General features: G+C 62.2%; 23 protein-coding genes. 9 read left to right on the top strand and 14 right to left on the bottom strand.

Annotated elements, in window-relative coordinates; genetic code table 11:
* Positions 1 to 114: 114 nt before the first annotated feature.
* The 6 genes from L6D81_RS20955 to L6D81_RS20930 form a co-directional block, all read right to left on the bottom strand.
* The gene (locus L6D81_RS20955) at positions 115 to 1,464 is read right to left on the bottom strand and encodes an APC family permease (RefSeq protein ID WP_236181755.1); all 1,350 of its coding nucleotides are present in this window, start codon (positions 1,462 to 1,464) and stop codon (positions 115 to 117) included.
* An 87-nt stretch (positions 1,465 to 1,551) separates the two neighbouring features.
* Entirely contained in the window at positions 1,552 to 2,304 is a 753-nt protein-coding gene (locus L6D81_RS20950) for an N-formylglutamate amidohydrolase (RefSeq protein ID WP_236181754.1), read from the bottom strand.
* Positions 2,288 to 3,619, bottom strand: coding sequence for a type I glutamate--ammonia ligase (locus tag L6D81_RS20945; protein ID WP_236181753.1), 1,332 nt, complete (start codon positions 3,617 to 3,619; stop codon positions 2,288 to 2,290). Before L6D81_RS20945 ends, L6D81_RS20950 begins: the two co-directional genes overlap by 17 nt.
* Positions 3,616 to 4,260: a cysteine hydrolase family protein gene (locus L6D81_RS20940; RefSeq protein WP_236181752.1), complete on the bottom strand. Its 645-nt coding sequence runs from the start codon at positions 4,258 to 4,260 to the stop codon at positions 3,616 to 3,618. Before L6D81_RS20940 ends, L6D81_RS20945 begins: the two co-directional genes overlap by 4 nt.
* 2 nt (positions 4,261 to 4,262) lie before the next feature.
* Positions 4,263 to 5,117, bottom strand: coding sequence for a MurR/RpiR family transcriptional regulator (locus L6D81_RS20935; protein WP_236181751.1), 855 nt, complete (start codon positions 5,115 to 5,117; stop codon positions 4,263 to 4,265).
* A 249-nt stretch (positions 5,118 to 5,366) separates the two neighbouring features.
* Positions 5,367 to 5,567 carry a hypothetical protein gene (locus L6D81_RS20930; protein ID WP_236181774.1) on the bottom strand — a complete coding sequence of 67 codons (201 nt, stop codon included), beginning with the start codon at positions 5,565 to 5,567 and terminating at the stop codon, positions 5,367 to 5,369.
* Here L6D81_RS20930 and L6D81_RS20925 point away from each other — a divergent pair.
* Together L6D81_RS20925 and cobF are read left to right on the top strand one after the other, a co-directional pair.
* Positions 5,491 to 6,009, top strand: a complete 519-nt coding sequence (locus tag L6D81_RS20925) for a histidine phosphatase family protein (RefSeq protein WP_236181772.1) — start codon at positions 5,491 to 5,493, stop codon at positions 6,007 to 6,009. The two genes, L6D81_RS20930 and L6D81_RS20925, sit on opposite strands and share 77 nt — an antisense overlap.
* Positions 6,006 to 6,761 carry a precorrin-6A synthase (deacetylating) gene (gene cobF / locus L6D81_RS20920; RefSeq protein ID WP_236181750.1) on the top strand — a complete coding sequence of 252 codons (756 nt, stop codon included), beginning with the start codon at positions 6,006 to 6,008 and terminating at the stop codon, positions 6,759 to 6,761. The genes L6D81_RS20925 and cobF overlap by 4 nt, the downstream gene beginning before the upstream one ends.
* Here cobF and ftrA read toward each other — a convergent pair.
* On the bottom strand, positions 6,730 to 7,719 hold the full coding sequence (gene ftrA / locus L6D81_RS20915) for a transcriptional regulator FtrA (RefSeq protein ID WP_236181749.1): 990 nt from the start codon (positions 7,717 to 7,719) through the stop codon (positions 6,730 to 6,732). The genes cobF and ftrA overlap by 32 nt on opposite strands.
* Positions 7,720 to 7,818: 99 nt before the next feature.
* Here ftrA and L6D81_RS20910 point away from each other — a divergent pair, with 99 nt between their 5' ends.
* The 4 genes from L6D81_RS20910 (at position 7,819) to L6D81_RS20895 (ending at position 11,309) form a co-directional block, all read left to right on the top strand.
* Positions 7,819 to 8,253, top strand: a complete 435-nt coding sequence (locus L6D81_RS20910) for a rhodanese-like domain-containing protein (protein WP_236181748.1) — start codon at positions 7,819 to 7,821, stop codon at positions 8,251 to 8,253.
* A 254-nt stretch (positions 8,254 to 8,507) separates the two neighbouring features.
* Positions 8,508 to 9,287, top strand: a complete 780-nt coding sequence (locus L6D81_RS20905) for an ABC transporter substrate-binding protein (RefSeq protein WP_039767817.1) — start codon at positions 8,508 to 8,510, stop codon at positions 9,285 to 9,287.
* A 126-nt stretch (positions 9,288 to 9,413) separates the two neighbouring features.
* Positions 9,414 to 10,526 (top strand): succinylglutamate desuccinylase/aspartoacylase family protein, encoded by a 1,113-nt coding sequence (locus L6D81_RS20900; RefSeq protein ID WP_236181747.1) that lies wholly within the window; start codon positions 9,414 to 9,416, stop codon positions 10,524 to 10,526.
* Positions 10,527 to 10,592: 66 nt separating this feature from the next.
* Positions 10,593 to 11,309: an alpha/beta hydrolase gene (locus tag L6D81_RS20895; protein WP_236181746.1), complete on the top strand. Its 717-nt coding sequence runs from the start codon at positions 10,593 to 10,595 to the stop codon at positions 11,307 to 11,309.
* Between the two features lie 3 nt (positions 11,310 to 11,312).
* On the opposite strand, the gene L6D81_RS20890 is transcribed toward L6D81_RS20895, so the two are convergent.
* Together L6D81_RS20890 and L6D81_RS20885 are read right to left on the bottom strand one after the other, a co-directional pair.
* Positions 11,313 to 11,879, bottom strand: coding sequence for a DcrB/PsbP domain-containing protein (locus L6D81_RS20890; RefSeq protein WP_236181745.1), 567 nt, complete (start codon positions 11,877 to 11,879; stop codon positions 11,313 to 11,315).
* An 86-nt stretch (positions 11,880 to 11,965) separates the two neighbouring features.
* Positions 11,966 to 12,739, bottom strand: coding sequence for a hypothetical protein (locus tag L6D81_RS20885; RefSeq protein ID WP_236181744.1), 774 nt, complete (start codon positions 12,737 to 12,739; stop codon positions 11,966 to 11,968).
* A gap of 145 nt (positions 12,740 to 12,884) precedes the next feature.
* Here L6D81_RS20885 and L6D81_RS20880 point away from each other — a divergent pair, with 145 nt between their 5' ends.
* Together L6D81_RS20880 and L6D81_RS20875 are read left to right on the top strand one after the other, a co-directional pair.
* Complete coding sequence (locus L6D81_RS20880; protein ID WP_236181743.1) at positions 12,885 to 13,424, top strand: chalcone isomerase family protein; 540 nt, start codon at positions 12,885 to 12,887, stop codon at positions 13,422 to 13,424.
* Between the two features lie 77 nt (positions 13,425 to 13,501).
* A complete protein-coding gene (locus L6D81_RS20875; RefSeq protein ID WP_236181742.1) occupies positions 13,502 to 14,821 on the top strand; it encodes an Nramp family divalent metal transporter in 1,320 nt (439 codons plus the stop codon).
* Positions 14,822 to 14,933: 112 nt separating this feature from the next.
* Here L6D81_RS20875 and L6D81_RS20870 read toward each other — a convergent pair whose 3' ends face one another.
* Genes L6D81_RS20870 through L6D81_RS20860 form a run of 3 tightly spaced genes read right to left on the bottom strand, consistent with a single transcriptional unit; the run spans position 14,934 to position 17,515 of the window.
* On the bottom strand, positions 14,934 to 16,115 hold the full coding sequence (locus L6D81_RS20870; RefSeq protein ID WP_236181741.1) for an acetyl-CoA C-acetyltransferase: 1,182 nt from the start codon (positions 16,113 to 16,115) through the stop codon (positions 14,934 to 14,936).
* An 11-nt stretch (positions 16,116 to 16,126) separates the two neighbouring features.
* Complete coding sequence (locus L6D81_RS20865; RefSeq protein ID WP_011333516.1) at positions 16,127 to 16,792, bottom strand: CoA transferase subunit B; 666 nt, start codon at positions 16,790 to 16,792, stop codon at positions 16,127 to 16,129.
* 24 nt (positions 16,793 to 16,816) lie between these two features.
* A complete protein-coding gene (locus L6D81_RS20860) occupies positions 16,817 to 17,515 on the bottom strand; it encodes a CoA transferase subunit A (protein ID WP_169429807.1) in 699 nt (232 codons plus the stop codon).
* 209 nt (positions 17,516 to 17,724) lie between these two features.
* Here L6D81_RS20860 and L6D81_RS20855 point away from each other — a divergent pair, with 209 nt between their 5' ends.
* The gene (locus L6D81_RS20855; RefSeq protein WP_236181740.1) at positions 17,725 to 18,627 is read left to right on the top strand and encodes a LysR family transcriptional regulator; all 903 of its coding nucleotides are present in this window, start codon (positions 17,725 to 17,727) and stop codon (positions 18,625 to 18,627) included.
* Positions 18,628 to 18,630: 3 nt separating this feature from the next.
* On the opposite strand, the gene L6D81_RS20850 is transcribed toward L6D81_RS20855, so the two are convergent.
* Together L6D81_RS20850 and L6D81_RS20845 are read right to left on the bottom strand one after the other, a co-directional pair.
* On the bottom strand, positions 18,631 to 19,473 hold the full coding sequence (locus L6D81_RS20850) for an NAD-dependent protein deacetylase (protein WP_236181739.1): 843 nt from the start codon (positions 19,471 to 19,473) through the stop codon (positions 18,631 to 18,633).
* Between the two features lie 82 nt (positions 19,474 to 19,555).
* Positions 19,556 to 20,602, bottom strand: coding sequence for a class I SAM-dependent methyltransferase (locus L6D81_RS20845; protein WP_236181738.1), 1,047 nt, complete (start codon positions 20,600 to 20,602; stop codon positions 19,556 to 19,558).
* Positions 20,603 to 20,833: the final 231 nt, after the last annotated feature.

Genomic DNA, 20,833 nt, shown 5'->3' with positions numbered 1-20,833 from the left:
GCACTCCTGTATCAAAAGGTTCGGCCCATTCGCCGAACCTGACTATCACTGTCGGTTTCCACGCGTTAAAGCGGCGGTCGCCTGATTTGTTGTCAGACGCCGCTCTTTTTCTTGTCAGCCATTGCTCGGGTCAGGCAGCGCGGTACTGGCGCCGAGCTTGTTCAGGAAGAACAGGTACACCAGACCCAGCGCAATCCAGATCAGGCCGAGTTTCTGGGCATCGACGCCCATGTTGTACATGATGGCCGCGACGATGCTGAAGCCGATCACCGGGCAGATCAGGTGGCGGATCACCTGGCCGGATTTCTGCCGGCGCCAGTAGTAATTGATCACGGTCAGGTGCAGCAGCATGAAGCCGCTCAGGGCGCCGAAGTTGACCAGCGAGGTCAGGGTGTCCACCGAATTGATGAACAGGTAGCAGATCACCAGCGACAGCACGGCCACCAGATAAATGCTCAGGTACGGTGTGTTGTGTTTCGGATGCACTTTGGCCAGCAATTTCGGCAGCTTGCCGTCGCGGGCCATGCCGAACAGCAGGCGCGAGACGGCGGCTTGTGACGTGATCGCCACCGCCACGCCCCAGGCCAGGGCCGTGGCCACGCCGGTCAAGGTGGCGAGCCAGCTGCCGGCAGCGATTTCGGCGATTTCATAGAACGCGGTGTCGGCGGACTTGAAGCCCATGCCCGCTGCCAGATCGGTGGCGATCCAGGTTTGCGCCACGAAAATCACACCCATCACCACCAGCGTGATCAACGCCGCTCTGCCGACGCTGCGGCCCGGATCGCCCTTGATTTCTTCGGCGAGGGTGGAGATCGCATCGAAGCCCAGGAATGACAGCACCGCAATCGACACCGCTTGCATCAGCAGGGCGAAGTTGAAGGTTTCCGGGTGATACAGCGGCGCCAGGGTCAACTGGCCGTTGCCGCCACCGTTGTGCAGGGCGTTCCAGGCGTAGAACAGGAAAATCCCCAGCACCACCAGTTGGGCGAGCAGGAACAGGATATTCATGCGGGCGGTGAAGGTAATGCCGCGCAGGTTGACGAAGGTCGCGCTGACCAGGAATGCCAGAATGAAGCCGACTTTCGGGATGTCCGGATACAAATGGTTGAGTGCCATCGCCGCGTACACGTACAGCAGCGGCGGAATCAGCAGATAGTCGAGCAGCATCAGCCAGCCGGCGATGAAACCGACATGTTGATTCAGGCCCCGCTGTGCGTAGGAATACACCGATCCGGCAATCGGAAAGGCTCGCGCCATGCTGCCGTAGCTCAGCGCGGTGAAGACCATCGCCACCATGCCGATGATGTACGCCAGAGGCACCATCCCCGGTGCCTCGGCGTTGACGTAGCCATACACGCCGAACGGGGCGATGGGGATCATGAAGATCATCCCGTACACCACCAGGTCGGTCAGTGTGAGGCTACGTTTCAGCTCCTGTTTGTAGCCGAACTCTTCTATTTCCATGAAGCGCAACTCCTTGTCAGCCAATCGGTCGTTTTCGTTGTTATGTCGGTCTGTCGTTTACAGCGTCAGCAGTGGTTACAACAATCTTTACAGCAGGGGTGCCAGATAATCTGCCCAGCGGGTTACCGCGTCCGGGCTGCGCAGCAGGTCGTTGCGCACTTCGATCAATACCGAATCCAGGCCCCGGGCATCGCCGTGCACCGGCACGGTCATGTCCCCCAGCGGGTCGATTCTGTACGGCAGGTTGCCGGCGACTTTCAGCGGATGTCGTTCCAGACCGTCGAGCATCCGTTGGGCATAGGCCCGGGCCTGACCGAACAGCACGCCGACTTCCAGCTCGCGCGGCTGGCCGTAGTACACCGGGGTGAAGCTGTGAATCCCCACCACCCGGACCGGCCGACCTTCGGCCAGACGTGCATCGATCAGTTGTTGCAGCCGCGTGTGAAACGGCTTGAACAGGCACTGGCGACGATACTCGCGCGTGGCCTCATCGAGTTCGCGATTACCCGGCACCTGGTAGATCTCGCTTTGTGCCGGAATGCTGTCGGGTGCATGCCGGGGGCGGTTGAGGTCGATCAACAGGCGCGAATAGTTGGCGCTCAACAGGGTGGCGCCCAGTTGCTCCGACAGTTGCTCGGCCAGCGCCAGGGCGCCGATGTCCCAGGCAATGTGTTCACACGCCGCGGTGTCCTCCAGGCCCAGATTGTTCAGGGCCTCGGGGATGTAGCGGCTGGCGTGTTCGCACACCAGAATCAGCGGGTGCGTCGAATCTTCACGGCTCAGGTTGTAGACCGGTCGGGTGTACAACCCAAGCTCGGCGGATTCAGTACAGGCGTGCATAGTGCTCACACAGGTCAGCGGGCGAGAGCTGTTCCGTCAGCGCCAGTTCCTCGGTTTTAAGGGCGAAAAAGGTTTCGAGCAACGCGCCTGGCAGCGCTTCGACCAGCGCTTCACTGCGACGCAGGCAATCCAGTGCCTGGGCCAGGGAGGCGGGCAGGGCAACGATGCCCCGGGCCTTGCGTTGTTCGTCGTTGAGTGAATCGGGGATTTCATCGGTGATTGCGTTCAGCGCCAGGCGCTGCTCGATGCCCAGGCGCCCGGCGATCAGCAGCGCGGCCATTGCCAGATGCGGCGAGGCGGTGGCGTCCATGGCGCGAAATTCCAGGTTGTACTGCGCTGCCACGGGTTTGCCGCCCAGGCTCACGGTCGGGCAGATGCGCAGCGCCGCTTCGCGGTTCTGCTGGCCCAGACACGCGTAGGACGCGCTCCAGTGGTGCGGCCGCAAGCGTTCGTAAGAAACCGGCGTCGGCGCGGTAAACGCGCACAGTGCCGGCAAGTAATGCAGCACGCCCGCCGCCCAGTGCTGGCCGAGGGTCGACAGACCATTGCTGGTGCCGGCGTCGTAGAGCATCGGCTGACCGGCCAGATCCAGCAGGCTGACGTGCAGGTGCACGCCGTTGCACACCGCGTCGGCGGCGGTCTTCGGCGCGAAGCTCAAGTCCAGGCCCATTTGCCGAGCGATTTCGCGGGTGATCTCGCGCACGTTCACCGCGCGATCCGCCGCCGCCACACCGAGGGCCGGGCGGCAGGTGATTTCGTATTGGTGCTTGCCGTATTCGGGCAGGAACATTTCCGGCTCGACGCCACCGGCGCGCAGCGCACTGAGCAGCCAGCCACCGAATTCGGCGCCCTGGCGCTGGGCTTCGAGCGAGAAGGCCAGATGTTCGGCAAACCCGGCGTGCAGGTTGAATTCGTGTTCGAACGCGGCGTTGACCTGCAGGCCAAGCTCATCGCGATAGCGCTCGACCTCGTTGCGCAGCAGGGTGCGCGGGCACGCCGCCCATGGCCGGCCATCCGTCTCGCGGATGTCGCCGTGGATGAAATCCAGCGCCGGCGCTGCGGCGTCCGGGCCGTTGCCGACGGTGACGCGGCTGGCCAGATCGGGAATCAGCCGCAGATCGCCATAAGCGCCCCACGGACTGGTCGAGGCAATGATGTCCTGCGGCGTTAGCGCACTGTTGGCAGGCACCCAGCCACAACCGGCGGCCTGATAGTGCTCCAGCTCATCGGTGGGAAACGAGCGGCCACGGGTGACGCCAATCAGGTCGGTGGTGACGATGGTGGTCATCGGCAACGGCGACAGGCGTGCGCTCATGACTGCATCTCCTGCAACCGTCCGAGCACGGTGTCGGTGTCGGTGATCCAGCAATAGCCCTTGATCGCGTTCAGGCAGGCGTCGTGGCGTGCATCGGTATAGGTCGCGCAGGCGTCTGCCACCAGTGTGACGAGATAGCCGCGGTCAGCGGCGTCGCGTACGGCCATGTCCACGCACTGGTCGGTGACGATCCCGGCGATGATCAGGTGACGGGTTTCGAGGTTGCGCAGCACGTAGTCGATGTTGGTCGAGTTGAAAACCCCGGACGAGGTCTTGGGCAGCACGATTTCGTTTTCCGCCGGGGTCAGTTCGGCGATGACCTGTGCCTGCGGGCTGCCCTTGGGCAAGTGCATGTCCGACAGTTTGTGATCCAGCGAGCGGTCGCGGCCGTCGGCAGTGAGGCTTTCGATCAGGGTGTGCAGCACGTTCTGCCGTGCGTCGCGAAAGGCGTTGAGCAGGCGAACCTGATTGGGTACCACTTGCGAGCGCGTACGGTTGAGGAAGTACGCGGCGTCCGGGCCTTCGAGGTGCGGGTCGAACTGCGGCTCGAGCCAGGCACGCTGCATGTCCACCAGCAACAGCGCGGTGTGGTCGATGACAAACGGCAGGTCCCGTGGCGAGCGATGGGGAAGGCTGAACATCCTTATTTATCCTCCAGCAAGTGGGTGTCGAAGTCGTTGCGCAGGGCATCGATGCCTTCCAGGCGATCGGCCAGGTCCGGGCAGCGCAGGGTCAGGCAGGCAATCAATGCCTCGACCTGGGCCAGCGCCGGGACCATGGTGTCGAACGGCGAGGCCGACTCCACCGGGGCGCTGATGATCATGTCGGCCAGTTCGCGCAGCGGCGAGGCATAGATGTCGGTGAACAGCACGACGCGAGCATTGTTGTTTTTCGCGGCGCTGGCCACGCGCAGGGCCTGGGTCTGATAGCGGCGATAGTCGAACACCAGCACCACGTCCTGGCGTTGCAGGTCGAACAGACGATCCGGCAGTTGCGCGTTGTCCTCCAGTGCAAAACAGCCGGGACGCAGCAGGCGCAAATGATTGAGCAGGTAGGTTGCCATCAGACTGCTGAAGCGTCCGCCGAAGCAGTAGACCTGATGGCGGGTATCGAGCAGCCAGTCGGCGAGAATCCGCACGTCTTCCGGTTGGGTCAGGGCCTGGGTTTCGGCCAGCAGGCTATGGCTGTGAGCCAGGTAATGGCTCCAGGCATCGTCCTTGTTCTGCTGCGAGCGCGGTTGTAACAGAGTGCGCGGCGAGCGCAGGCGATGGTCCATGTCGCTGAGCAGGGCGTCCTGGAATTCGGCGTAACCGCCGAAACCGAGCTTTTTCACCAGCCGCACGATGGTCGGATCGCTGACGCCGGCATGTTCGGCCAGGCGCGCCATCGGGCCAAGCCCGTTGCGTGGATACTGATCGAGCAAGGCGCGAACGACTTTGCGCTCCGACGGCGTCAGGTCAAGGCCAGGGTCGGTGATCAGGTCTCTGAGAGGGGGCATCCGGGCTCCTGCTGGATGAGGTGTTGAATTCGTTTCACAATCCGTTAAAACAGTATTTATGTAACTGACGCTACATGTCTAGCGAATTTTTTGGCGTTTAAACCAAGCCCCAAAATGGGGCGAGATGCCCGTAACGCAAGGGTTACACCGATGTCGATCAGTCTTGTAGTCCATTGCCCATAGTGGTGTCAGACATTGCCGCTTTCACCTGTTCAGGTTGCTCAACCGACTTGCCCCGAGCCTCCCGGTTTACGGCACAATCACCGCTACATCGGCGACTTCGCCGATGATCGTCCTGTCTTCCAGCCGAGTGACTCCCGTGCAGACCACCCGTTTGACATTGATCTGCCATGCCAGAACCGTCGCACAAAAATTGGCGTGTTTTCCTACGAATGAACCTGTTGAAGAAACGGCGCTGGCGTCCTGCTCGCTGACTTCGCGTTTCGACACGGCATGCCGTCTGATTTGTGGCCCGGAACTGCGTACTCGTCAGACGGCGGCGTGGTTTGGCCATGAAGCGCACATTGATCAGGCCCTGCGTGATTGCGACTGGGGACGGTGGCAAGGTCAGTCGATCAAAGACTTGCAACGGAACGAACCCGAGGCCTTGCAAGCCTGGCTCGACGATCCGCACGCCGCCCCCCATGGCGGTGAGTCAGTGGCGCAACTGCGTGAACGGGTGGCGGCGTGGCTCGTTGCACTGCAAACCACACCGGGGCACGTGGTGGCGGTCACTCATCCGTTCGTGATGCGCGCTGCATTGATGCAGGTCGTGCACGGCGAGGCGTTTCACAGTATCGACGTCGAGCCGCTGGCGGCTATCGATCTTCGATTTGCCGGGCGCTGGCGGCTACGCTTGTCCGGCATGAGCCTGGAAGGAGCAAAGCAATGAAGCGATTGCTGGTGATCGGCATCGGTGCCGGCAACCCGGACTACATCACGATGCAGGCGGTGAAGGCGCTGAATCGGGTGGACGTGTTTTTCCTGATGGACAAGGGCCGGAGCAAGGACAAGCTGATCGACCTGCGGCGGGAGATCTGCGAGCGCTACATCACCGATCGTACCTACCGTTTCGCCGAAGCCCACAGCCCGGAGCGCGAGCGCGGCGATACGGACTACGGCGCCAGCGTCGATGAACTGAACCGCGCCAAGCAGCAAACCTTCGAACGGCTGATCAATGACGAATTGGCTGACGGGCAGTGCGGCGGTTTTCTGGTATGGGGCGATCCGGCGTTGTACGACAGCACCATTCGCATCCTGCAGGCGATTCTGGCCTCGGGGCGATGTGCGTTTGAATTCGAAGTCATTCCGGGCATCACCAGCGTTCAGGCCTTGGCGGCACAGCACAAGGTGCCGCTGAACAGCATCGGCCGCTCAATTGAGATCACCACCGGCCGACGTTTGGCGGCGGGGCAGGTGAGTGACACGGACAGTCTGGTGGTGATGCTCGACGCGGACGATTCCTACCATCGGGTGGCGGATCAGGAGACCGAGATTTACTGGGGCGCCTACCTTGGCACGCCGGATGAAATCCTCATCAGTGGCAAGCTCAGCGACGTTGCCGATGAGATCGAGCGGGTACGCAAGGCTGCGCGGGCCGAGCATGGCTGGATCATGGACACCTATCTGTTGCGCAAGCCTTGATCTCTCGACCAAAGCGCTCGCGATACACCGACGGCGGCACCCCGACCACGCTGCGAAACGCCACACGAAAGCTTTCCACCGAGCGGTAGCCACAGCGCAGGGCGATCTGCTCGGTGTTTAGCGGCGTGCTTTCCAGCAACTCCCGGGCCCGGGCCAGACGCTCGTGTTGCAGCCACGCCTTGGGTGACTGGCCGCTGGCTTCGGTAAATTTGCGCAGGAAGGTGCGTTCGCTCATCGCCGCTTCGCTGGCCAGAGCGCGCACTTCCAGCGGTTCGTGCAGGCGCTCGCGGGCCCACTGCATCACGCGCGACAGGTCACTTCGCGGCGTCGGGCTGACCGGTGTCGGAATGAATTGCGCCTGGCCGCCGGTACGCTGCGGCGACATCACCAGCCGCCGCGCCACCGCGTTGGCGATCTGGGTGCCGAAGTCCCGCGCCACCAGATGCAGGCAGGCGTCGATCCCGGCAGCGCTGCCGGCCGAAGTGATCAACTGGCCGGAATCGACGTAAAGCACATCCGGATCGACATCAATGGCCGCAAAGCGCTCGGCCAATTCCGAGGTGTAGCGCCAGTGGGTGGTAGCGCCGTGCCCGTCGAGCAGGCCGCTGGCGGCCAGAACAAACACGCCCGAGCAGATCGATAACAGCCGTGCGCCGCGCCCATGGGCAGCACGCAATGCGTCAAGCAAGGCTTCCGGCACCGGCGCATTGCGGTCGCGCCAGCCGGGAATGATGATGGTGCGCGCATCCGCCAACAGTTCCAGCCCACCGTCCGCCAGCACCTGAATCCCGCCCATGGCGCGCATCGGGCCTTGGTCGACGGCGGCGATGCAGTGCTCGTACCACGGAAAATCGAACTCCGGCCGGGCCAGGCCGAAGATCTCCACGGCGATGCCGAACTCAAAGGTGCAGAGGCCGTCGTAAGCCAGAATCGCGACCAATCCAGGTGAATCAGGCATTTGGCGGAAAATTCCCGGTGAGTGTCTTGTGCGCCACTGTAGCGGCAAGCGGCGGCTCGATAAAGTCTGTTCATCCCACAGACAAAGGAGTGATTCAACATGCCCAGCCTGGTTCGCGAGATTCCTGCCGCCCCTTCGGCCATTGCCCTGATGCATTTCAGCAACCGTCTGACTTTCGAAACCGATTGCTCCGACGTCTTCAGCAGCCAGCAGGCCGGCGAGATCGATTTCGTGCTGGTGGACGTGCGCGGGCCGCTGGCTTTCGCGCGCGGTCATGTGCCGGGGGCGATCAATATTCCGGGGCGTTTGCTCACGGCGGAGGGGCTGGTGGACTACTCGAAAAACACGCTTTTCGTGGTTTATTGCGCCGGTCCCCACTGCAATGGCGCCAACAAGGCCGCGGTCAAGCTGGCGGCGCTGGGTTATCCGGTCAAGGAGATGATCGGCGGAGTGACGGGGTGGCTGGATGAAGGTTTTCAGTTGAGTTTTGCGGCACCGCGCGTCGCCATTGAACCGATCGCTTGCGATTGCTGATAGCCGGAGAGTTGCCGCTTCGGCGGCATCTTTTGTCGGCTTTGTCCTACAACCCTTGCACCGCTCTGACGCACATTTTTCCCAGATGATGGCACTCGCCGATTTTCTGTAAGTATTTGTCGCTTAAACACAATTTGCCCCGTGCGCGCCACCATAGACTGCCGGCCACTTCGGTTTTTTTGCGCTGCACAGCCCAAGGCCGAACCTGACAATCGAAAGCTGCCAATAAAAGCCTCCGCACACGGGAGTAATAAATGAAAAAGCTGGTTATGTTCGGTGCCCTGGCACTGTCGATGTTGTCCCTGACCGCCGTGGCCGAAGACGCCAAACCGATCCGTATCGGTATCGAAGCCGGTTACCCGCCCTTCTCGATGAAAACCCCTGACGGCAAACTGGCCGGTTTCGACGTGGACATCGGCGACGCGCTGTGTGAGCAGATGAAAGTCAAATGCACCTGGGTCGAGCAAGAGTTCGACGGCCTGATCCCGGCGCTGAAAGTGAAGAAGATCGACGCGATCCTGTCCTCGATGACCATCACTGACGACCGCAAGAAAAACGTCGATTTCACCATCAAGTACTACCACACCCCGGCGCGCTTCGTGATGAAGGCCGGCTCCGGCGTGAAAGACCCGCTGGTCGAGCTCAAAGGCAAGAAAGTCGGCGTGCTGCGCGCCAGTACCCACGACCGCTACGCCACCGAAGTGCTGGTGCCGGCCGGGATCGAACTGGTGCGTTACGGCTCGCAGCAGGAAGCCAACCTGGACATGGTCTCCGGTCGTATCGACGCGATGCTGGCCGACTCGGTCAACCTGAGCGACGGCTTCCTGAAAACCGACGCCGGCAAAGGCTTCGAATTCGTCGGCCCGACCTACGAAGACGCCAAGTACTTCGGCGGTGGCGCCGGTATTGCGGTGCGTAAAGGCGATACCGAGCTGGCGGAGAAATTCAACGCCGCCATCAACGAAATCCGCGCCAACGGCAAGTACAAGCAAGTGCAGGACAAGTACTTCGACTTTGACGTGTACGGCCATTAATACGCCGTAGAAAAAGTGGCCCCGTTTGCGCGGTGGCCACTTTTTTTTCGCCCGTGATTTATCCTGTCAGCACATTTCAATGCGGTCACTGCGTTGGCAGCGACCACTGAATTTCCGGAGTTCTCCATGCAACGCATCGACCATCTTCTGCCCTGGAGCCACCTGGGCAGCGAACGCTCCCTGAGTGTGTTCCGTTATGGCGCCGGCCCGCGCAAGGTCTACATCCAGGCCAGCCTGCACGCCGATGAACTGCCGGGCATGCGCACCGCATGGGAACTGAAAAAGCGCCTGACCGAGCTGGAAAGCAACGGCCAGTTGCGAGGCGTGATCGAACTGGTGCCGGTGGCCAACCCGATCGGCCTCGACCAGCACCTGCAAGGCAGCCACATGGGGCGTTTCGAGCTGGGCAGCGGCAAGAACTTCAACCGCGCCTTCGTCGAACTCAGCGCACCGGTGGCCGAGCGCATCGGGGATCAGTTGGGCGGTGATGCCGAAGCCAACATTGCGTTGATCCGCCAGACCATGGGTCAGGTACTCGACGAACTGCCGGCTCCGGCGTCGCAACTGGAAGCGCTGCACCGTCTGTTGCTGCGCCACGCCTGTGAGGCCGATATCACCCTCGATCTGCATTGCGATTTTGACGCGGCGATTCATCTCTACGCCTTGCCGCAGCACTGGCCGCGGTGGCAATCCCTCGCTGCACGCCTGAAGGCTGGCGTGGCGCTGCTGTGTGAAGACTCCGGCGGAAGTTCGTTCGACGAATCCTGCTCCTCGCCATGGTTGCGACTGGCCCGGGCCTTCCCGAACGCGGCAATTCCACCGGCCAACCTCGCCACTACCCTGGAGTTGGGCAGCATGGGCGACACCCGCGTCGATCAGGCCCAGGCCAATTGCGAAGCCATTCTGGGCTTTCTCGCCGAGCAGGGCTTCATCAGCGGCGAATGGCCGAAGGCGCCGGAAGAATGCTGCGAAGGCATGCCGTTCGAAGGCACCGAGTACCTGTTCGCACCGCATCATGGCGTGGTGAGTTTCCTGCGCGATGCCGGTGAATGGGTCGAGCGCGGCGATGCGCTGTTCGAAGTGGTCAACCCGTTGAATGACCGCGTAACCACTGTGCGCGCCGGCACCAGCGGCGTGCTGTTCGCCGTCGATCGCGGCCGCTACACCCAGCCGGGCATCTGGCAGGCGAAAGTGGCGGGGCGCGAGCCGATCCGGGCGGGCAAGCTGATCAACGACTGACACCCCATCCTCCCGATCACAGTGTTAGGCTCTGCCCCGAACCCTGCACGGTGTGAAGGAAGGCTTATGTTGAAGGTGTTTGCGCTGTTGACGCTGCTGGCGTCCACGGCTGTCCAGGCTCAGACCTCGCTGCAAAACGATCTGCCGCTCAACTACCTGGCCCAGGTGCACCCGGACACCGATCAGCGTCCGCTGGTGATTTTCCTGCATGGCTATGGCAGCAACGAAGCAGACTTGATCGGTATGAAATTTCAGCTGCCCAAGCAGTACAACTACCTGTCGGTGCAGGCTCCGATGGCGTTGGGGGAAGGGCGTTTCCAGTGGTTTCGCAAGAAAGGCGAAGGGGCCTACAACGGCGAGACTGATGATCTGAAGGCCAGTAGCCAGAAACTGCGGGCCTTTATCGCTGCGGCGGCGCAGAAATATCACGCGCAACCGGAAAAGGTGTACCTGATCGGTTTCAGTCAGGGCGCGATGATGACTTACGAGGTCGGGTTGCGGCAGCCGGCGGTAGTGGGTGGCATTGCGGCGTTGAGCGGGCGGGTGTTGCCGGTGCTCAAGAGCGAGCTGAAGTCAGAGCAACAGCATCCGCCGCTGGAGATCTTCATCGGCCATGGCACGGCGGATGACCGGGTGCCTTACAGCGGTGGCACCGAGGCCGATGCGTTGTTGCAGAAGCTGTCGTACAAGCCGCAATTTCAGGCCTACCCCGGTGTCGGCCACAGCATCAGTGCGGCCGAGCTTCGGGATTTGAATGACTGGTTGCAGCGACTCAATCCCTGAGAATCACTTTTCCTTGAGGATGGTCTTCACCAATGCCTCGTGACCGCTCGTGTCGCTGGCCCGGGAAATCACCTGGACCAGCGCCATGCGCGTGCCGGAACCGGCCAGCAAAGTGGTGTTGAGGGTCTGGCCGCCGCCCTGGGTAGCCGTGCTGTCGACCTGACGCAGGCCCAGGCCATTACTTTTCTGGGTCAGGCTTTTTTCGCTGAGCTTGTTGAAGTCCGGCAGGGCCTTGCGCTGGGCGTCGATGAAATCCGACACCGTGCCGTCAAGGAATGCACTGTCGTTGTCTTTGACGTTGTTGCCTTCGGGAATCTGGTTTTCGGCGGCGATGACCACGGTCTTTGTCGTCTGGTTGGTGTACATCGTGCCCTTGGCACCGGTCGGGCCGGCGGGCAACGGGTCGGCGACAAAGCCTTTGGGCAGGACAAAACTGAATTTGCCTTCCAGCAGCGAGACTTTCTCGGTGACAGCCTTCTCCTTGGCCTTGGCCGCCTGAACATTGATGGCGCCGAAACCGGCCACCGCCGCCAGCAACAGGACGGTGGTTTTCTTGCAAAGCAATGACATTCGAATCTCCGAGGGATGGTCGCGCTTGGGCGGCGATCATCCCATGGAGCGTGCCCGGCACTCCAGCGCGGTTTGTCCGGTCGGGGTCAGTTCGGCGACGGTGCCGGCGTCGGTTTGGCCAGCAGTTGCCGGGTGACGCCCAGCATCGCCACCGAAACGGCCACCGCCACCACGAAACCGCCGAAGCCCATGCTTGGAACCGTCAGCGCCAACACCAGACAAAACGCCGAAAACGAATACATCCCCGTGGCCGTCGCCCGCAGCAACGCGGCGGTAAACGCCGGGCCACGGGTCTGCTGGGAAAACACCGCCATCACGCTGCCCAGCACCGGGAACACCGCGAGCAGACCGCTCCAGCGCTCGCCGACGGTGCTGGCCAGCATCGTCACCACCAGCGTCAACGCTGCCCCGGCGATCATCCGCCAGACCAGTTTGTCTGACTTCGGCGCCGGACCGCTGACCACCGGTTGCACCTTGGGAAACAGATACGGCGCGGCAAGGAGGGCAGTCGCTGCGGCGGCGACCGAGAAGGGCAACGATGCCGGAATCAGGGACAGTATCAGCGCCAGCACGGCCCAGACCGATAAGGAAACCACTAATGCCAGCGGCCAGTTCGCCCGCTGCGCAACCTGCGCATAAGTGACACAAAACGCGATCATCGCGAACATGGCCGACAGCGCCGCCACCGCCGATTGTCCGGCGAACGCCGGGCCTTGCTCGATGGCGAGGAAAAACAGAATCGGCCCGACGACTACCGGTAACCCCGACAGCCACCCGGCGACGCTGGGCCCCCAGCGCTTGCCAGCGAGGGAAATCAGCAGCAGGAAACCGGGAATCAGCAGCAGTTTGAGCATCAGCACGCAGGTGTCTCCGTCGGGGTCGGGGGCCACGTTAGCATTGTGGTGAACGGATTGCTGCCGATGTATGCAAAAAATGTATACAAAACGATGGGTGTGATAGCGGGCTATGCTCTGAATATCAGGGTTTACCGGAGTCGATGCCGCGATGAGCAATACACCGAAGTTGTTGCGTGGATGCTGCGGTATCGGCTTGTGGGCCTTGTTGCTGACCCCCACCTGGGCCAGCTGGCAGGACGCAGTACCCGGCGCTCAGATCATCGGCACGGGTGATTTCAGCGTGTTCGGTTTCGACGTCTACAACGCTCGGTTATGGAGTGCGGAGCGACCGCTGGCCGAGGGGCAACCCTTTGCCCTGGAGTTGATCTACCGGCGCTCCATTTCTCGCGATGACCTGGTAAAGGCCAGCGTTGATGAAATCAGGCGTCTGGCCGGGGCGTCCATCAGCCCGGCACAACTGGCTATGTGGCAAACCCAGATGCAGCAATCGTTCATTGATGTTCAGGCCGGCACGCGGATCACCGGGGTGTATCTGCCGGGTCAGGGCGCGCGGTTCTTTGTCGGCCAGCAATTGCAGCATGAAATCGATGACCCGCAGTTTGCCCGGGCATTTTTCGACATCTGGCTCGACCCGCGCACGCGCAGTCCCGAGCTGCGCGAGCAATTGCTCGGCAACGCCACACCCTGAGCGCAGCACATCGGCGCTTGGGCTCGCCGACTGAAACGTCTAAGCTGCGGCTTTCCGACTTGTTTCTGGATGTGTGCGTGAAATTCAGCTTGCCCAAAATCGCCACGGCGCCGTTCTGCCCGCCGGAAGTGGCCGGCAGTGTCCCGGTCGATCCCAACGCCTCGTTCTTCAAACGCGTATTGCGCTTTGCCGGCCCCGGTTTGCTGGTGTCGATCGGCTACATGGATCCGGGCAACTGGGCCACCGCCATCGAGGCCGGTTCGCGCTTCGGCTACAGCCTGTTGTTCGTGGTGTTGCTGGCGAGTCTGGCGGGCATGGTCGTGCAATGCCTGTGCTCGCGACTGGGCATCGCCACCGGGCGCGATCTGGCGCAGCTGTCCCGAGAACGCTACAGCACTGCAACGGCGCGGCTGCAATGGGTGCTGGCGGAAATTTCGATCATCGCCACCGACCTTGCGGAAGTACTTGGCTGCGCACTGGCGTTTCACCTGTTGCTGGGCTGTTCGCTGACGTTCGGCATCGCCCTGACGGCGTTCGATACGTTGCTGGTTCTGGCCCTGCAAAACCGCGGTTTCCGCCGGCTGGAAGCGATCATGCTGGTGCTGGTGGGCACCATCGGCGCGTGCTTCTTCGTTGAATTGCTGTTGATCAAACCGTACTGGCCGGACGTCGCCCAAGGCTTCAAACCGTCGCTATCGGCGATCAGCGATGCCGCGCCGTTGTACCTGGCCATCGGCATCCTTGGCGCCACGGTGATGCCGCACAACCTGTACCTGCACACCTCGATCGTGCAGACACGGCTGATTGGCAAGGATCTGGCCAGCAAGCAGGACGCGGTGAAGCTGGCGCGCATCGACACCATCGGTTCGCTGGCGCTGGCCTTGCTGGTCAACGCGGCGATCCTGATTCTCGCGGCGGCCGCCTTTCATCAGTCCGGGCATACCGACGTGGTCGACATCCAGGACGCCTACCACTTGCTCGACCCACTGGTGGGCGGCGCGTTGGCCAGTGTGCTGTTCGGCGTGGCGTTGCTGGCATCGGGACAGAGTTCGACCTTCACCGGCACCATCGCCGGGCAAGTGATCATGGAAGGCTATCTGAACCTGCGGATCCCTTGCTGGCAGCGGCGCCTGATCACCCGTGGGCTGGCGCTGATTCCGGCGTTCATCGGCGTGTGGCTGATGGGCGACGGCGCGGTGGGCAAACTGCTGGTGCTGAGCCAGGTGGTGTTGAGCCTGCAATTGCCGTTTGCGCTGTATCCGCTGATCCGCATGACCAACGACAAACAGCTGATGGGGTCGTTTGTGAATCGGTTGCCGACCAAGGTTCTCGCGTGGGGATTGTTTGTGGTGATCAGTGGGGCGAATGCCTGGCTGATTCTGCAGCTGGCCGCCTGATCGTTCAGGGCACAGGCAAAAAAATACCCGGTGCGACGTGAGTCGCACCGGGTTTGTTGCCAGCGGGCAGTGGATGTCGTGGATCCGCCGCCCGCTGTGAACTCTTTTGCGTTTAAGCGCGTTCCAGCGCCAGGGCTACGCCCTGGCCGCCGCCGATGCACAGGGTCGCCAGACCTTTTTTCGCATCACGCTTGATCATCTCGTGCAGCAGCGTCACCAGCACCCGGCAGCCTGACGCACCGATCGGGTGACCGAGGGCAATGGCGCCGCCGTTGACGTTGACCTTGTCCAGATCCCATTGCAGATCCTTGGCCACCGCCAGCGATTGTGCGGCGAAGGCTTCGTTGGCTTCGATCAGGTCGAGCTGGCCGATGCTCCAGCCAGCCTTGTCCAGGCAGCGGCGAGTGGCGGACACCGGGCCGATGCCCATGATCGCCGGGTCCACGCCCGCATTGGCATAGGCGGCGATTTTCGCCAGTACCGGCAGGCCCAGGGCCTTGGCTTTTTCGGCGCTCATCAGGATCACGGCGGCCGCGCCGTCGTTCAGCGACGAAGCGTTGCCGGCGGTGACGCTGCCGTCCTTTTTGAAGGCCGGACGCAGTTTGGCCAGGGATTCGGCGGTGGTGTCGCCGCGTGGCTGCTCGTCGACCTTGAACGCCACCGGATCGCCTTTGCGCTGCGGGATCAGGATCGGGGTGATTTCATCGACAAAGCGCCCGGCCTCGATGGCCGCGGCGGCTTTCTGTTGCGAGGCGGCAGCGAAGGCGTCCTGCTGCTCGCGGCTGATCTGGTACTTCTCGACCAGGTTCTCGGCGGTGATGCCCATGTGGTAATCGTTGAACGCATCCCACAGGCCGTCGCTGATCATGGTGTCGACGATTTGCGCGTGACCCATGCGCAGACCGGTGCGTGCGCCCGGCATCACATAATTGGCCAGGCTCATGTTCTCCTGGCCACCGGCAATGATCACGTCCGCGTCGCCGCAACGGATCGCCTGTGCGCCGAGGTGCAGGGCCTTGAGGCCAGAGCCGCAGACCTTGTTCAGGGTCATGGCCGGCACGGCGTGGGGCAGGCCGGCCTTGATCGCCGATTGGCGCGCCGGGTTCTGGCCGGCGCCGGCGGTCAGCACCTGGCCCATGATCACTTCATCGACTTGGGCACCGTCCAGGCCGGTCTGCTCAAGCAACTGGCGGATGACCGCTGCACCCAGGTCCACCGCGGAGACGGTGGCCAGCGATCCCTGGAAACTGCCGATCGCGGTGCGCGTGGCGGCAACAATGACGACGTCTTGCATTTTCGAATTCCTCACTCGGCAGCGAACTGCATTTCCGGTACGTGATCCGGGACGATCAGTTTACCAGCGGTTTTGGCGACGATTTCCTCGACGCTGACGCCAGGTGCGCGTTCCTTGAGGACAAAAGCGCCATTTTCGATTTCCAGGTACGCCAGGTCGGTCAGTACGCGCTTGATGCAGCCGGCGCCGGTCAGCGGCAGGCTGCACTGGCTCAGCAACTTGGATTCACCGTCCTTGGACGCATGGGTCATGATGACGATGATGTTATCGGCGCCGGCCACCAGGTCCATTGCGCCACCCATGCCCTTGACCAGTTTGCCGGGGATCATCCACGAGGCGATGTTGCCTTGCACATCCACTTCGAAGGCGCCCAGCACGGTCAGGTCGACGTGACCGCCGCGGATCATGGCGAAGGACTCGGCGGAGTTGAAAATCGATGCGCCGATGCGCGCGGTCACCGTCTGTTTGCCGGCGTTGATCATGTCGGCGTCGATGGTGTCTTCAGTCGGGAACGGACCCATGCCGAGCAGGCCGTTTTCCGATTGCAGCATGACTTCCATGCCTTCGGGGATGTAGTTGGCGACCAGGGTCGGGATGCCGATGCCGAGGTTCACGTAGTAGCCGTCCTGCATTTCGCGGGCGACGCGTTGAGCCATTTGTTCGCGGGTAAGTGCCATGTTCGTGTTCTCCGTCAGCCTGGATTATTTGCGGATGGTGCGTTGTTCGATGCGTTTTTCGAACGTGCCGCAAATGACCCGGTCGACGTAGATGCCGGGGGTGTGGATCTGCGACGGATCCAGTTCGCCGGGTTCGACGATTTCCTCGACTTCGACCACGGTGATCTTGCCGGCGGTGGCGGCCAGCGGGTTGAAGTTCTGGGCGGTGTGGCGGTAGATGACGTTACCGAAGTGGTCGGCTTTCCAGCCTTTGACGATGGCGAAGTCGCCGGTGATGGATTCTTCCATCAGGTACTTGCGACCGTGGAATTCACGCACTTCCTTGCCTTCGGCGACCGGGGTGCCAACGCCGGTGGCGGTGAAGAACGCCGGAATGCCGGCACCGCCTGCGCGCATTTTTTCGGCGAGGGTGCCTTGCGGGGTCAGGACGACTTCGATGTCGCCTTTGAGCAGTTGCTCTTCGAACAGTTTGTTTTCGCCGACGTAGGAGGCGACCACCTTGCGGATCTGGCGGTCGGTCAGCAGCACGCCGAGGCCGAAACCATCGACGCCGCAGTTGTTGGAGACGACGGTGAGGTCACGGGTGCCCTTGCGCTTGATCTCGGCGATCAGGTTTTCCGGGATGCCGCACAGGCCGAAGCCGCCGGCGATCACGGTCATGCCGTCTTCAAGACCTGCCATGGCTTCCTCGTAGGAATACACGCGCTTGTCGAAACCTGCCATATGCACCTCTTTTATTGTTTGTCGGGCGGCTGGCTAGCCGAATGACTGGAGTGTCGCGCTGAAGGATATATTTGTTAAGTTGATTTTTAAGGTTGATTGATTGATAAAGCTCATTAAATCACTGTTCTACGTGCTGATCGTTACCACGCAGACGGCTCGACGCCTCGACGTGGGAACGATCAAAACTCTGATTCGGAAGCATAGCGTCCATGACCATCAAGCAAATCCGCGCCTTTCTCGCCGTGGCCCAGAGCCTGAGCTTTGCCGTGGCCTGCGAGCGCCTGCACCTGTCGCAATCGGCGCTGAGCCTGACCATCAAGGCGCTGGAAGAAGGCCTGGGCGGGCGCCTGTTCAGTCGCAACACGCGCAACGTGGCACTGACCCCGGAGGGCGAATCGCTGCTGCCGCTGGCCCGGCGCCTGATCGCCGACTGGGACAACGCCGAAGACGAAATGCGCCAGCGCTTCAGCCTGCAACGAGGACGGGTGACGCTGGCGGCGATGCCGTCGTTTGCCGGCAACCTGCTGCCGCCGATCCTCAAGACCTTCCGCGCGCGTTATCCAAACGTCAACGTCACGGTCAACGACGTGATCAACGAGCAAGTGCTGGAGATGGTCCGCGATCGCCAGGTCGAACTCGGCGTGGCCTTCGAGCCGATGCAAAACACCTCGCTGACCTTCACACCGCTTTACCGGGATCGCTTCGTCGCCGTGGTGCCAAAGGATTCGCTGCTGGCCGAGCGGAGCGACATTGATTGGCAGACCCTGTTGCGGGAACCCTTCATCACCTTGCAACGACCGTCCACGGTGCGGGTGATGCTGGAGGAACACTTGCAGGCCCGGGGGATGAAGCTGCCGGTGGAATTTGAAAGCCATCAACTGGCGACGGTCGGGCGGATGGTGGCGAGCGGGCTGGGCGTGAGTGCGGTGCCGGCGTTGTGTGCCGGGCAGATGCGCGAACTGGGCGCGCATTGCCTGACCTTGCACGCGCCGGTGGTGGAGCGGGCGATTGGCGTGCTGACCGATCCGGGGAATGAACTGTCGGCGGCGGCGCAGGCACTGTTCGATATCCTTCAGTTGGAGAACCTCGGCCAGCGCCTTTCCATCCGTTGAGTGTCAAAGCGCAAGCCGCTGCGCCAGCAGGGGCAGGAGTTGCTCACAGGAGCCTTCGATTTTCAGATTCAGCAATTCATCCGCCCGCGTTTTCCCCAGGTTGATCGCGATCAGCGGCTTGCCCCGATCGGCGATCACCCGGCACAGGCGAAACGCCGAATACGCCATCAAGGACGATCCGACCACCAGCATCCCGGCGGCATTTTCCGCCAGCGCCTTGGCCCGCGCCGCTGTTGGTTGCGCCACGTTCTCACCAAAAAACACCACGTCCGGTTTCAGCCGTTCGCCTGCGCAATGCGGGCAGTGCGGCACCTGAAATCGTGCCTCGAAGGCCGGGTCGAGCAGGGTGTCGCCGTCCGGTGCCTGCACGGCATCGACGCCGGCCAGGTACGGGTTCTGCGTTTCCATCAATTGCTGGATCGAATCCCGTTCGCTGCGCTGCCCGCAATCCAGACACAACACCCGGTGCAGGCTGCCGTGCAGTTCGATGACGTCGTGACTGCCGGCCTGATCGTGCAGGGTGTCGACATTCTGAGTAATCAAACCGCCGATCCGGCCGTGGCTTTGCAGGCTGGCCAGCGCCTCATGGGCGGCGTTCGGCCGTGCCTGGCGCACGCGGGGCCAGCCGAGCATGGCCCGGGCCCAATAGCGGCGGCGCGATTGCGGGGCGGCGAGGAACTCCTGGTACATCATCGGCTGCCGCCCCCGGCGCACGCCGTCGCTGTCGCGGTAATCCGGAATGCCCGACGGCGTGCTGATGCCGGCGCCGGTCAGCACGATGAAGTCGCCGTCGGCCATGACCTGTTGCAGGTAGTCGAGCGGATCGGGAAGGGGACGGTCGAGCATGAGCAGCGCTCCGCAGGCTGTAAGTGCCTTGCAGGTTAGCACCGACGGACGCCTCTTTTCAGAGGCGTCCGCTGCCCGGCGGTTATTTGCGCGCCTCCAGGATCAGGTTGAACGGCGTCTGTGTCGCCCGCCTGAAGTGTTTGAAACCGGCTTCGGTAAACACCTTGCGCAAGCGCGACTCGCCGGCCTGCGCACCGAGGCCCAGTCCCACTTCCTGGGACAGCGAATTTGGCGTGCAGATGAACGTTGACGCGGCATAGAACAAACGCCCGACCGGCGTAATGTTTTCGTCCAGGGTGTCGTTGGCAAACGGCTCGACCAGCAGCACTGTGCCGTCGTCTTTCAATGATTCAAACGCATGCTTCGCCGCGCCGATCGGATCGCCCATGTCGTGCAGGCAGTCGAAATAGCAGATCAGGTCATAGGCATCGCCGGGATAGCTCTTCGCGGTGCCCTGGAAGAACTGCGCGCGACTGCTGACGCCACCTTCTTCGGCCCGTTGGGTGGCGACGGTGATCGAAGGCGCGTGATAGTCGAAGCCGACGAACCGCGAGTTGGGATAGGCCTGGGCCATGATCACCGTGGACGCACCGTGACCGCAGCCGATGTCGGCGACCTTGGCGCCTGCTTCGAGTTTGGCCACCACACCGTCCAGCGCCGGCAGCCACTCGGCGATCAAATGCCCCTTGTAGCCGGGACGGAAGAACCGCTCGGTGCCGGTGAACATGCACGGATGGTGATCGCCCCAGGGCAGGGCGCCGTTGCCGCGCATGGCTTTGACCAGTTTGTCCTTGTCATGGAAAAACGACGCCACCACGCCGAGGCCGCCGGCCACGTAAACCGGCGAATCCTCCTTGGCCAGGGCCTGCGCCTGTTCTTCCGGCAGACGGAATTTGCCGTCGTGATGTTCCATGTAGCCGGACGCCGCGTGGGCGCTCAGCCATTCGCGCACCAGTCGCGGGTTGCAGGTGGTTTTTGCTGCGAGGGATTCGGGGCTGATCGGCTGACTGTCGGCCATTGCCCGATAGAGGCCGAGTTCTTCGCCGACGATGACATTGGCCAGCATCGCCGCGCCGCCCATGTCGTTGACCAGTTTGCCCATGAATTCGTTGAGTCTGGCCTCGTCCATTACATGTGCTCCTTTGACAGGATCACAGTCCGGTGGCGTTGGGGTCGAGGCATTCACCACCGGGCGGTGGTCGTGGAAACGGGCAGGGCGACACTGTTGTCCTGCGGCCCCCTCGACTGGGTACTGATTGAGTCTAGCCGCTGTTGGAATCCGTGGTGGTTATGTATCGCTGTGTATCTCTGCGGCTGTTGGATACACAAGGTGCCAATTGTCCCGACGGTCGAACACAGC

This window comes from Pseudomonas sputi (assembly GCF_021603585.1).
GTDB classification, from domain to species: domain Bacteria; phylum Pseudomonadota; class Gammaproteobacteria; order Pseudomonadales; family Pseudomonadaceae; genus Aquipseudomonas; species Aquipseudomonas sputi.
This window is presented reverse-complemented; position numbering and strand designations above follow the sequence as displayed.